Below are 12,663 nucleotides of genomic sequence, written 5' to 3'. Positions count from 1 at the left end.
CAAAAGCGATTTTTTTAATATGTTTATACACAAAAAGACACTCTTAACGAGTGCCTCCTCGATTAGTCATCTAAATCAATCTCAATAAGATCATAGGAAGTAAAAATGCCTAAGGGCTTTTCGTTCTCACTTCCATTTAAAGTAATGATTATTGCTTCAAGCTTTTTACCTTCTTTATGAATGTTTTCGAAAATTTCCTCTGCTTTAAAAATACTTGAAGTTTTTGAAATAAATGCTACCAGTTGTTTTTGTTCATTGTCTGCAATATCTGATATTCTTGCATTGTTAAGATCGATCACTTGATCAGCAAGCCGGTCCGTCAACCAATTCAATAAGTATGTAGCCGTTAAAAGCCAAAGGTATTCTCCTTTGTTGTTATAAATAGGAAAACGTGAATACGATGTTTTTCGAATACAGCTTAAAACGTCTTCCAAGCGGTCACTTTCTTTAAAATGATGAACCTTTTTTGTGGCAATGTTCAGCGCTGTTTCAGGTTTCATAAAATAACCAGCAATTTTTTCTATTCTCTCAACGATCTCTAGGTGAGGTTCTGCGATGTAAAAATCATGATCAACTTTTTCATGTACAATAGCATTTCTAAGTTTCGCAAACTGACCGAGCTCATTATAAAAAGATCGAATTAGAGAATGCTTTTTCATTCCTGTTTCCACTAGATTTTTAAACCGATCATCTTTCGTATCTTTTACTTTGTCGATTAAGCATTTGTGAATCTGATTAAAAGCTATTTCAAATCGTTCAGAAAGGCTTTTTTCTGTATTAGATTTTATATGAGTGACGGTCATCATCGATCTCTCCTTCTCTCTTCCACTACCCTTTTACTACCCATTTTTTTAACAACTTTAAACTAAAACTTCTAGTCAATATGTAAAGTTATGGAGAGTGCTATGCTAGCACTTACTCAATCCTTTAAAGAGTTTTAACAAAATAAAAACGAACCCAAAATGGATTCGTTTGTAAAAATTATTCACTTTCAGGGAATGGAGGTAAAGGGTCGTTAAACTTAGCCCAATCTTCGTTTTTCATTTCAGAGTCAGTTAATAAGCAATGATCTAATTGTTCTAATAGTTGTTCTTTGTTGTAATCAATTCCTATGAACACTAGTTCAGTAATTCGATCACCATATTCTTCATCCCAGTTTGGATTATGACTTCTTTCTTCTTCTACCATTTCTTCTTGTTCATCTTTTGGAAGTGCTGCCACCCATTGACCAGCTGGCTGGAAGATAATACTCGTACCTGCTTGACTTAACAAAATTGCCCAATCGTTTCGAGATGCTACCCAAATAAATCCTTTTGCTCGAACAATTTCTGCTGGCCAATTCTCTAGAAAAGTAAAGAGTCTAGCTGGGTGAAAAGGTCTTTTCTTTCTATATACAAAAGAAGAGATTCCGTATTCATCTGTTTCTGGGATATGTTCTGTTTCAAGCTCTTTCATCCATCCTGCTGATTCGCTTGCCTTCTCAAAATCAAAAAGACCTGTAGAGAGAATATCCTTTGGATCTATCTTGCCGAATTCTGTTTCAATCAGTTTTGCTTGTGGTTGTAATTTTTTCAATACTCTTTTGAGTTCTTCTCTGTCCTCTTTCTCCAATAAATCACACTTATTTAAAACTAAGACATCACAAAATTCTATCTGATCAATGATCAGGTCTACTACTTCTCTCGTATCGGTGTCATCTAATGCTGCTTGTCGATCTAATAAGCTTTCTCCAGATGCAAAATCGTTCCAGAATCGATTTCCATCAACTACTGTTACCATCGTATCTAACTTGCATAAAGAAGCAAGATCAACACCTGATTCTTCATCTAGATAAGTGAAAGTTTGTGCAACTGGAATCGGCTCACTTATGCCCGTTGATTCTATAAGAATATAATCAATATCACCGTTTTTTACGATTCTTTCCACTTCAATTAGCAGATCCTCTCTTAGGGTGCAGCAAATACAGCCATTTGTCATTTCAACGAGCTTTTCTTCTGTTCTAGATAACTGCGTCTCATTTTTTATTAATGCAGCATCAATATTGATCTCACTCATGTCATTAACGATTACAGCAACCTTTAAACCATCTCGATTTGATAAGACATGATTCATTATTGTGGTTTTACCTGCTCCTAAAAATCCACTCAACACGGTTACGGGTACTCTTTTTGTCAATGTATGTAGCATGTAGTAATAACTCCTTTTTAAATCGTAATGATTACGATTAATATCGTAAATCAGGATACAAAACAAGTCAAGACTTAAATACTTAGGTTCTTATTTTTCTCATGTTTATGGATAAAAAAGCACAAAAAAAAGACGTGTGCTCACTACGTTACACGCCTTTTTATTAAAAATCGTTCCATTCAATTTTTCCGCATTTATTTTCGGGATCAAGTTCAATAGCAAAATTATGCTTCTCATAAAAATGGATAAGTCGCTCTACATGTCCCCAGTCTCTTTTCGCAATATCGCCTTTAATCGTTGGGATATTCTTATCTGATGCCGTCTCTTTCAAATAATGCATACAGATTGAGCCGTACCCTTTATTAGCAGGTCCTTTAATATCACCAATATGGAGGGTGTTTTCATCTTCATAAACTGCATCAATTGCAAAATCCCATCCATCATACCTTGATTCACAGTCATTGATCATAATTTTACATTGATCCAGTTGTTCAGATTTATATACGATCACAAGGTTATCGTCTTTTGTTTGATCCACGCCGATAACATCATAACTTTTAGCAATTTGCTTCATATCGTTTTGCATACGCAATAATTGAAACTCGAGTTCGTTTCGATCAAGTTTTGTTTCTTTATCTTGCTCTTGTCCAAGCAATAGCATTTAATCTAATCTCTCCCTTACAACAAGCTGAAACACACAGTTTCTCATTGTACTAGAGGTGAATAGATATTTCAAATGTATTTTATTACCACTTAGGCTTAATTAGATAAAATTCTGTTTGTCTGCCTGTGAAAAATTGCATCTTACCTTCTTTAAAACAAACCGTCTCTTCTAGATAGATCGGAACAGCTTTGTTCCATTCAGGGATGAAATGTCTAATGTTAAATTCTAGTGCATAGCACGTGTTATTCTCCATCCTTAGCTCTCCCCGAACAGGAATAAATTCTTGTTTATCATACAGTCCGATAATCGGTCCTGCTCCATGACAATGATAGCCGATCGGATGTGAATAAAGCATTGCGTCGATATGATTTAGTTTTGCTTTTTTTAGTACACTTAAAAAAACTTCATTACCCGTCATTCCTGCTTTACTTTCTTCAAAGAAAAAATCTTCAAATTTGTTTGCCTTACTTAATGCGTTTAGTAGCCCTGCAGGAGGTTCTTTTTCGTTATCTCTAAGAACATAAGCTAATTGTTGTGTATCTGTGCAAAGACCTAGATATTCAATGCCAAAGTCTAGATGCAGAATATCGCCTGGAAGTATAACATCTTCCAATCTGTCTGAAGATCCATCTTTTCTTTGAATATCTACAGTAGGATAGAAGGATGTTTTCAATCCTAAGTCTCTAACGTGTTGTCTGATCCACCCAACTATATCCTGTGTTGAGGTTACGTGAGGTTTGATTCGTTCGTTCGTAAAGGTTTGATTCACAATTTCTTTTGTTATGCCTTCTAATGTTTTATACCAAATGAGTTCAGACTCTGTCCTTGTTTGAAGCCAGTCAATTGCAATGGATTCTGATGACATCAATTTTTCTGCATGCCGCTTCCCTAAGACTTTCACTAGTTCCCCGTAATTTGAGTGACTTAATCCATCACAAAAAGCATAATGGAATGATGTATTAACTGCTATTGATTCAGGGTCGTAATTATCAACCAACCGTTTTAAACAGGCAAAAGAATCTTCACTATCTCTCAACGGAAAACATGAGTAAAAAGGTTCGAAGTTTTTGTTTGAAGAGATAACAAACCGTTTAATTTCGTCAGAATGGATATCCTTAATAAATGCAAAAATGGTTAGTCTTCTTGAACTATCGATCAGAGATGGAAAGAAAGTCTTTCCTAGTGGATCTTCCTTGTATTCTTTGCCGATCGTCAACCACATGTCTACGTTATGTTTCTTCATTAATAAAGGTAACAATTGTTCTAATCTTTCAAATAGCCACTGATCCATAATTTTTTCTTGTTCTGACATGGATAGAATTTGAATCGCATTTTGTTCTGTATGTAATGTCACAATTATCTCTCCTTGTTCTGCTATAAGCTTATCTTTCTCTTTCAATGTTTAAAGTCCTTCGAGGTCTTGTTTCATTTTTTTTGCATATGAATAAAAGGACAACGTGTACAAGGAGATGCACTCATCGTATGAATATATTTTTCAGAGGAGTATTGCTGCTTGCTGCTGCTGCATTAGTCGGCGAAAGTTTAGAATTTATTGTGAACATGGTGTTAGCCAGAGAATTAGGTGAACTAGGACTTGGTCATTATATGTCGATCTTTCCGACAGTCATCTTAATCATCATTATCGCGAGTTTGGAATTACCGATCTCCATCTCAAAGTTCGTTGCAGAGAAAGAAGAAAAGCAACACTATAGCATGTTAAAACATGCTACAAAAATGACAATTTTATTGACAGTAGCAATGATAGTACTTGCATTAGTAATCTTGCCTTTCATACCTGTTTTTAATAGTTACCATCCTTTAGTGCGATGGCTTATGGTCATTTTAATCCCTTTAATTTCCTTAACATCAATCGCTCGAGGGTTTTTTATGGGCAAACAGCAGATGGGTAAGCTGGCGTTCTCAAACTTATTTCGAAAACTAGCACAGCTCATTCTGTTAACAGGTATTTATCAGTTGTTTTCATTTGATAATGAAACGGCAATCCTTATAGCTTTAGCAACTTTTGTAGGTAGCGAACTTGTTGTTTTTGTTTATTTATTCACCGCCTATTTGATTCAATACAAAAGAATGCAAACTCAAAAAAATGAACATCTCACTTCAAACGAAGTAACTAGAAGTCTTATGGCCGTAACGATTCCAACTACGGGCTTGCGACTGTTTCACGCTGTTACGAACGCTATACAGCCATTTTTAATTAAATATGCGTTATCCCTTGCAGGCTTTTCTGGAGTGGCAGCAACGGAAGAGTTCGGTTTATTGGCAGGAGTCGCAATATCCATCGGTTTCTTCCCAGCATTTATTGCGCATTCTCTTTTGGTCGTCTTGATTCCTACAGTCTCAGAAGCTACGGCTAAAAAAGACGTAGAAAAATTAAAAAGCCTATTAATTCGTGTAATGGGCATAACTGCATTATATGGGTTTCCAGCCGTCGCTATCTTCTTAATGTTCTCAGAAAAACTTACCTTAATGTTCTTTCATTCACAATCCGCAGCCACGTATTTAGAACTTTTGTGGCCGAGTTTTTTATTTACTTTTTTCTTGATACCTCTTCAAGCATATCTAATCGGTTTGGGTTTAATTACAACAGCATTTGTTCAGTCAGTTTGGTCAACTACTTTATCATTTGTTCTTATGTACATGTTAGGATCTCAACCAACATTAGGAATGCATGGCATTATCATTGGAATGAACGCTGGTTCCGTGCTCTTAATGCTTCTTCATTACTTCTCTGTGTGTAAAGCGATCGGCATCAACACATGGTTGAGTGCAAGAAATAACTATCAAGATTAAAAAGAGCGCTTAAGCAGGATATATTTCCCGCTCAAGCGCTTTTTTGTTATCTATACGCTAGTTGAAATTGGTTGCTTTAAGAAAGCCTGAACCCCGTACTTTGTATGTTCTTGCTTTTTGAATACCCATTGCGAAGGGATTCGTGAACGAAGAAAATCAAGTTGCTCATCTGAGAGGTTCATGTCGATTCCAGATTCATTCATTAAAAAATCTTCGTCTTCTTTTAGCTTATATTTGGTCTGTATTAAGTTCAACAATCCCCGGATCGTAATAAACTTAAACGTGTAACCCATTGTAATCGCAGAAACAACCGTTTCCCAGTTCTGTTCTGCAAAATCAAAAAAGTAAGCCCAGCTTGACTCTTCTTTACCCACATGCCGAAGTGCTTCGTAATTTCTTGTCCTGATCACTTCTAGCAACCGGTCTCCAGAAACTCCGACTGCAGTAGCAGATTCCAACAATAAGCCGACTGGCATCGATAATTTAACCATCCTTTACTCTCCTCTAAATCCTATTTCATTGCTGCTTCTCCGTTTCTTCTAGTAGCCAGTTTCCAAATAATGAATAACAAAAGTAAAATAGCTAACGTAAAACTCGTATAGGTAAGAATATCGATCTCTCCTTTATGTCTAACCCCTATTCCGACATACGCCCATACAAAGACAAGTGGATAAATAACATCTTTGTTCACGAGGGTAAAAAAGATCGCTAATCCTGTACCAACGAGTAGCATGATCACAGTCCAAGTAACTGAAGAAAGTCCAAAACCATTCCAGCCGCTATATTTTAAAACAACAGCGGTATTCACGATTGTCGCCACACTGATCCATCCTAGATATACCGAGAACGGAAGACGCATGAACGAAGACTTGTTATCTTGATTTTGAATCTTCGTATAGATCATAATGAGTGACAATAAGAGGCCGATCATAACAATCCAAGACAAACCTAGAAGTTCATGGTGCCAAACAAATATCCATGTACAATTTAAGATACAGTTCAAAACAAACCATAGACCGATACTTTCATACACGGGTTCATTTCTGTTCTTAGGGAGCACTTGAATGATCACCCAGATCGTTAACAGTACATATATGAGTCCCCATATGGAAAATACATAACCTGCTGGAGTGATCAACACATCATATTTGGCTGATAATTCTCCTGTTGTCCTTCCATTCAACGGTAGTGCATTAGCAAGGTAATTTACAAAGATTACTGCTGCAAGTGCTACAATGTTCAAAATAGCTCTAAAGGTTGCTGTCATGAATGGTTTCCTCCTTTGGATATATAGTTTCATATATACCCAAATTGGAGTGGAATTATGAGGAAAAGGCAATTTAAGCTAGACTGCCTCTCCAAACTAACTACTAAATGCCTGTGTACCAATATCCGCTTCTCGTTTAAACAACCTGCTGTATACACCATTATCAGACTGCAGCAACTCCTCGTGAACACCGTCTTCGATCATTACTCCGTTCTCGATGACAATCACTCGATTAGCAGCCAAGACGGTTGAAAGTCTATGCGAAATAATAATGAGTGTTTGTTTTGATTTTCTTCTATTGATCGCTTCATTGACCTGAACTTCTGTTATAGGATCTAAAGCAGAACTTGCTTCATCAAGAACAAGAACGGCGGCATCCTTTACTAGAGCACGGGCTAATGACAACCTTTGCTTCTGTCCTCCAGACAATAAACTACCTCTTTCTCCAACAAGAGTGTTCAGTCCATCAGGAAGAGTAAGTAAGAAGTCTCCAAGACCGCTGTCTTTAAGAGCAGAAATCAATTCATCATCTGTTGCTTCAGGTTTGGCTATTCGTAAATTATCCGCTAAAGAACCATTTCGAAGCTGAACATCTTGTGAAACGATCGCAATTTGTGAGCGAAGCCATCCTGCATCAACCGTTGATAACTTTTCCCCATCTATTAAGATAGCTCCACTCTCAGGCTCATACAATCGCAATAATAAATCTACAACCGTTGATTTTCCAGATCCACTCGGTCCTACAAGTGCTACTGCTTCTCCAGGCTTTACTGAAAATGATAAACCTTTTAATACTTTATCTTCTTTTTCAGGATAACCGAATGCAACATCTCTAAATTCGATCTCTCCTTCAACTTCTTTAGGAATGAATCCTTTTTCTGTTTCAGCTTTCGATACTTTCTGACTGAGTAAAAGTTCAGATCGATCTAACGCAGGACCAGTTCTTCTTACAGAAAGCCAGTTTCTTAACATTCGTTGCATCTCATTTGCCGCTATCGCCACGAGCCCAGCTGCAGTCAGCATCTGGCCAGCAGTTAATTTATCGTTCCAGATCAAGTACGCGCTTAGTCCATACACGACTGCTAATGCAAGACCGTTGTAGCTTCCGATAACCACAATCGATTGCATCCTAGCTTTTAACTCGTGTCTGGATTCTCTAATGAACGATTTTCTAATCTCAGCTACGCTTGTTACCTCACCATCAGAAACGCCTAATACTCTTGAAAGATGGATGCCAGTTACTGACTCACGAAGCCTCTCTAGATAACGAGAAGCTTCTTTTCTCGCATTCGCTGAAGATTGCCGTGTCCTTTGACCGACAGCGTTTGATGTTAAATAAAAGATAATACCTAGCACAACACTCGTAATCATTAGATATGGATGAATCCAAAGAAGGACGATGCTGTATAAAATAACACCTTGAACGGATGCCATAAAGGTCGAACCTTCCCAAGCCAGGAAATTATGCAGTGTATCTGGGTCATCAGACACACGGGCCATCATTTCACCAGATTGGTTGTTTTGATAAAACGAAAAGGGCAGGTTCTGCAGATGTTTAAACAATCTTAACTTTTGCCAGTTCGTTACTGTCTTCGCAACCTGGTGACAAAAATATTCATCAATAACCATTAGAATTAAGTCCGCAACAGCAGCAAAGATCAATAGCCACATCAATCCCCATAGAAGTTGATTGGACTCACCTGGTAAAATGGAATCAACTAGCCAGCCTAGTGCGAGCGTCGGAATTAGTGCAGAAAATACTTGAGAAACTGCAATAACAAACGCATCTGCTAATACCCATTTTTTATGTGGCTTTAAAAAGGCTAGAACGCGTCTGCCGTCTCGATTTTTATTTTTCAATGCTGTCTGGCTCATATCGCTCTCTCCTTTTCTAATTCACTGTACTGCGCCATATAAAGTTCGTAGTATTGCCCCCGCTCTGCAAGAAGCTCTTCGTGCGTACCAGATTCTGCTACAACACCTTTGTCTAGAAGTATGATTTTATCTGCATCCCTAACCGTGATCAGACGGTGAGCAATCGTGATTGTCGTTCTGCCTGGTATGAGCTCTTCAAGAGCGGATTGCACACGTTCTTCTGTCTCCCCATCCAGTGAAGAAGTTGCTTCATCAAAGATTAACAGCGCAGGGTGTCGAAGAATTGCTCTTGCAAGTGCGACACGTTGTCTTTGTCCTCCAGAAAGTTTAAGCCCCCGCTCCCCAACGATTGTTTCGTAGCCTTCTGGCAAGGCGGCGACAAAATCTGTAAGTCCTGAAGCATCACATGCTGCATCTAAATCGGTTTGAGTTGCATCTTTTCTTCCATATAATAGGTTCATCCGCAGTGTATTGTTTAAAAGAAACGTTTCCTGCGAAACGACTCCTACCTGCTGACGAAAAGAATTCCTATTATACTCAAACAAGTTTTGTTGGTCGATTTCAATAGAGCCTGCCTCAGGTTCATAAAGACCGAGCAGCAATTGGATGAGCGTAGATTTTCCGCCGCCGCTAGTACCGACAATACCAATGTGTTGGCCAGCTTTCATATTCAATGAAACGCCTTTTAACACATATTCTTCGTTACCTGGATAACGAAACCAGAGATTATCAATATCAATATCCCCTCTAACAGGTTGCATCTTTGGCAGATCATCTTCATGTTCTTTTGGTAAATCAAAATATTCATAGATTCGCTGAAGAGCAGGAATAGCCTGCTGTATGATCAATGCATTCTCAGCTAGTGAACGAATGGGAAAAAACATCGTAGGAATAAACCCTAAACAAGCAACAAGTGTACCGACTGAAATCGTATTATTCCAGACTGCTATTCCTCCAACAAGCATGACTACGCCTGGCGTAGCGATATTAAATAGATTACCAAGACGCCAGTTTACTTTTCCGATTAAAGCGGCACGTATGGAATAATTCTTCCAATCTGTAAGCTTTGTATCTTGTGTATGTATTTCTCTTTCTTGTGTTTGAAACGTACGAACTAGTCTCGTTGATTCGATACTTTCTTGAAGGTGGTGATAAATATCCGCGCGCATATCTCTCTGAACAGCACTCATTTTTCTCATAGTCGTTCCAAGTTTAAATGATGGGTACAAATAGATAGCAAATACACAGAACATAACGATCGCAACTGGCCAGTATAGAGCAAAAACTGCAATAAAAGCAGCGACCGCACTAACTACTTGTTGTACGAATCGAGGCACGACCGTATTATTTAAGTTCTGTACAGCTTCTACGTCGTGAGTGAGACGATACAACATATCACCACGAGGTGTAGTCGTAAAAAAGGACATCGGTGTTTTATGCAGCCGTCCAAATGCACGCATCTGCATATCTGTTATAACATCTAAACCGATCTGAATTTGTATAAATTCTTGTACTGATTCAAATACCACCTTAAACAAAAATGAGAAAAGAACTCCAGCAACTAGCCAACCGATCATATCCGTCATCTCGTTCGGCAGGATTTCATCTACAAGCTTTCCTGCTAGGATGGGTGGGATTACGGTAAAAGCGCCACCGATCAACGAACAGATAAAAGCCAGAAGAAGCCCCCTCCAATAAGGCTTAAAGTGCTTTAATGTCTCTCTTAAAAGCTTCATATTTCATTTCCCCCTCTCGCTTTCAAGCACTTTATTTTATACTAAATTCATAAAATTTTCATTATTTTTACTTGTTATTTTTTTGAAAATATAAGAATAAATTCATTTATATTTAGTTAGCACTATATTAAACAAGTAAGGTATTTATTCAAATTTAGTGTTCAATCAAAAAAATGACTTATTAAAGCAAATACGCACTTTAATAAGTCATTCTTGTTCGTTTATTGTAGTTCTACACGTTTTAGAGGTTTTTTCGCTGGCCCTTCAACGACGGAACCATCAAATGAAAAACGCGAACCATGACACGGACAATCCCATGTTCGATCACCGCTGTTCCATTCTGTTTCACAGCCGAGATGTGTACATGTGGTGTCTACAATATGAAGTTCACCATCTTGGTCACGATAAGCCCCACACCTTTCACCATCAACCGTTACGGCGCATCCTTCATCTTTACTTAAACTTCTTGGGTGTTTTGAGGGTTTGTCTAACTTACCAGAAACAAAATGTTTTGCGACATCTGCATTCTCTTTTATAAATTGTTTAATATCAGAGGGATCACCTTGAAACCTTTGTGGCTTGTATAGGTCAGCATAGTCATTCTCTCGACCCATGATATGATCTCTTATAATCAATGCAGCCAGAGTACCTGTCGTCATCCCCCACTTTTTGTAACCTGTAGCCACTAAAATGTGATCATGCTTATGCGTAAGCTTGCCGATGAACGGTATCTTATCAAGTGTAATCAAATCCTGAGCCGACCAGCGATAAAGGACCTTATCTAATTTCAATGATTTTCTCGCTTCTTTTAATAAAGCCTCATAGTGCTGATGAGTTGGAATTCCCTGTCCTGTTTGATGACTTTCTCCACTTAATAGCACGATCTTTTCTCCATCTTGTAAGATAGAACGATAAGAAAATGAGGTTTGATCTACTCCCATATACATCCCGTTCGGAAATGTATCTTGTGTTTTTACGGCTAGTACATATGAACGCTCTGCCATCATTCTTGTAAAATAAAAACCCAATCCATCAAAAAACGGAAAATGTGTACAACAAGCTACAAAGTCAGCAGTAATTTTGTGTCCGTGACTTGTTTGCACTACAGCTTTTTTATCATTATCTTCTATAATATCGGTTGCTGTCGTGTTTTCATAGACCTCAACACCTAGCGAGTCCATCTCTTGTAATAAAGCGGCTAAATATTTTACTGGATGAAAATGTGCTTGATTCCTCATAACAAGCGCTTTTTTATGCGGTATATTAAATGGAAGTTTTTCAACCAACTCTCCTTCGATCTCTAACTTTTGATAAGCATCAGCTTCTTTGTTAAGCTTTTTAATTCCTTCCTCGGTGTTGGCGTACAGAAAGGCATCATGTTTTTCTAAGTTACAATGAATATTGTTTTGTTTAACAAGATTCTCAATAAACTGTTTTGCTCGTTCGTTTGATTCATAATAAAGACGTGCCCGTTCTAATCCGATGTGTGAAATAAGGTGATCATAGATAACATCATGTTGAGAAGTAATCTTTGCCGTTGTATGACCAGTTGTTCCATTAATCACTTTGCCTGCCTCGACCAGTGTAACCTTTTTGCCTTCTTTTGCTAAAAGATAAGCTGTTGTTATCCCGCTTATCCCCGCTCCTACAACAACTACTTCCGTTTGAATATCTTCATTTAACACAGAGTATGTAGGTAGGTTTAAATGATGCCTCCAAATAGGTTCTGGAAACTGTGGCATGTTATTTTCATAGTTACTCATAAAGTACCTCCTGTTTAGACACGTTTTAACACCATTATTCCCTATACCTCGAAAGAACAATCAGTAATAACTGTATAAAAGAAGGCTATTTTCTAAAGGAATGTTGCGTTTAAGTTTTCTCTTTCACTTCTATGCAAGTTGGTTGGAGTGGAAGGTTGCCGACTCCTGCGGGACAGGCGGGCAGTTTGTAAAGTGGAAGTGGCTCGTTCAGCCCCGACAAGCAAAAGTTGAATGGGCTATGAAGGCGCACTTTGCTCATCACAGACCGTTAAACTTTTGACCTTGAGGGGCTAGCCGATGCAACTAGACAGGTGAGACACTTATACGGTAACGTACGAATGTGGCTCACCGTCTGCCCCG

The 12,663-nt window shown here is 38.0% G+C and carries 10 protein-coding genes; 1 reads left to right on the top strand and 9 read right to left on the bottom strand.

Features of this window, described 5'->3' with window-relative positions; genetic code table 11:
• Positions 1 to 62: 62 nt before the first annotated feature.
• The 4 genes from ACNJYY_RS10615 to ACNJYY_RS10600 form a co-directional block, all read right to left on the bottom strand.
• Positions 63 to 806, bottom strand: coding sequence for a CBS domain-containing protein (locus tag ACNJYY_RS10615; protein ID WP_416731668.1), 744 nt, complete (start codon positions 804 to 806; stop codon positions 63 to 65).
• A 175-nt stretch (positions 807 to 981) separates the two neighbouring features.
• Complete coding sequence (locus ACNJYY_RS10610) at positions 982 to 2,187, bottom strand: GTP-binding protein (RefSeq protein WP_416731667.1); 1,206 nt, start codon at positions 2,185 to 2,187, stop codon at positions 982 to 984.
• A 163-nt stretch (positions 2,188 to 2,350) separates the two neighbouring features.
• Positions 2,351 to 2,848, bottom strand: a complete 498-nt coding sequence (locus tag ACNJYY_RS10605; protein ID WP_416731666.1) for a hypothetical protein — start codon at positions 2,846 to 2,848, stop codon at positions 2,351 to 2,353.
• 85 nt (positions 2,849 to 2,933) lie between these two features.
• Positions 2,934 to 4,205: a M24 family metallopeptidase gene (locus tag ACNJYY_RS10600; protein ID WP_416731665.1), complete on the bottom strand. Its 1,272-nt coding sequence runs from the start codon at positions 4,203 to 4,205 to the stop codon at positions 2,934 to 2,936.
• Between the two features lie 128 nt (positions 4,206 to 4,333).
• Here ACNJYY_RS10600 and ACNJYY_RS10595 point away from each other — a divergent pair, with 128 nt between their 5' ends.
• On the top strand, positions 4,334 to 5,662 hold the full coding sequence (locus tag ACNJYY_RS10595; protein WP_416731664.1) for an oligosaccharide flippase family protein: 1,329 nt from the start codon (positions 4,334 to 4,336) through the stop codon (positions 5,660 to 5,662).
• A 50-nt stretch (positions 5,663 to 5,712) separates the two neighbouring features.
• Here the strand turns inward: ACNJYY_RS10595 and ACNJYY_RS10590 are convergent, their stop codons facing one another.
• The 5 genes from ACNJYY_RS10590 to ACNJYY_RS10570 form a co-directional block, all read right to left on the bottom strand.
• Positions 5,713 to 6,153 (bottom strand): hypothetical protein, encoded by a 441-nt coding sequence (locus ACNJYY_RS10590; protein ID WP_416731663.1) that lies wholly within the window; start codon positions 6,151 to 6,153, stop codon positions 5,713 to 5,715.
• 20 nt (positions 6,154 to 6,173) lie between these two features.
• Complete coding sequence (locus tag ACNJYY_RS10585) at positions 6,174 to 6,929, bottom strand: TspO/MBR family protein (protein WP_416731662.1); 756 nt, start codon at positions 6,927 to 6,929, stop codon at positions 6,174 to 6,176.
• Between the two features lie 96 nt (positions 6,930 to 7,025).
• Positions 7,026 to 8,804, bottom strand: a complete 1,779-nt coding sequence (locus ACNJYY_RS10580; RefSeq protein ID WP_416731661.1) for an ABC transporter ATP-binding protein — start codon at positions 8,802 to 8,804, stop codon at positions 7,026 to 7,028.
• Positions 8,801 to 10,540 carry an ABC transporter ATP-binding protein gene (locus ACNJYY_RS10575; protein ID WP_416731660.1) on the bottom strand — a complete coding sequence of 580 codons (1,740 nt, stop codon included), beginning with the start codon at positions 10,538 to 10,540 and terminating at the stop codon, positions 8,801 to 8,803. Before ACNJYY_RS10575 ends, ACNJYY_RS10580 begins: the two co-directional genes overlap by 4 nt.
• 221 nt (positions 10,541 to 10,761) lie before the next feature.
• A complete protein-coding gene (locus ACNJYY_RS10570) occupies positions 10,762 to 12,303 on the bottom strand; it encodes an FAD-dependent oxidoreductase (protein WP_416731659.1) in 1,542 nt (513 codons plus the stop codon).
• Positions 12,304 to 12,663 lie beyond the last annotated feature (360 nt).

The sequence above is a fragment of the Fictibacillus tiangongensis genome (assembly GCF_048083785.1).
Lineage (GTDB): Bacteria > Bacillota > Bacilli > Bacillales > Fictibacillaceae > Fictibacillus.
This window is presented reverse-complemented; position numbering and strand designations above follow the sequence as displayed.

Excerpts from the sequence above, each read along its gene's own strand:
- ACNJYY_RS10615 (WP_416731668.1), bottom strand. The coding sequence starts at position 806 with ATGATGACCGTCACTCATATAAAATCTAATACAGAAAAAAGCCTTTCT.
- ACNJYY_RS10610 (WP_416731667.1), bottom strand. The coding sequence starts at position 2,187 with ATGCTACATACATTGACAAAAAGAGTACCCGTAACCGTGTTGAGTGGA.
- ACNJYY_RS10605 (WP_416731666.1), bottom strand. The coding sequence starts at position 2,848 with ATGCTATTGCTTGGACAAGAGCAAGATAAAGAAACAAAACTTGATCGA.
- ACNJYY_RS10595 (WP_416731664.1), top strand. The coding sequence starts at position 4,334 with ATGAATATATTTTTCAGAGGAGTATTGCTGCTTGCTGCTGCTGCATTA.
- ACNJYY_RS10590 (WP_416731663.1), bottom strand. The coding sequence starts at position 6,153 with ATGGTTAAATTATCGATGCCAGTCGGCTTATTGTTGGAATCTGCTACT.
- ACNJYY_RS10585 (WP_416731662.1), bottom strand. The coding sequence starts at position 6,929 with ATGACAGCAACCTTTAGAGCTATTTTGAACATTGTAGCACTTGCAGCA.
- ACNJYY_RS10580 (WP_416731661.1), bottom strand. The coding sequence starts at position 8,804 with ATGAGCCAGACAGCATTGAAAAATAAAAATCGAGACGGCAGACGCGTT.
- ACNJYY_RS10575 (WP_416731660.1), bottom strand. The coding sequence starts at position 10,540 with ATGAAGCTTTTAAGAGAGACATTAAAGCACTTTAAGCCTTATTGGAGG.
- ACNJYY_RS10570 (WP_416731659.1), bottom strand. The coding sequence starts at position 12,303 with ATGAGTAACTATGAAAATAACATGCCACAGTTTCCAGAACCTATTTGG.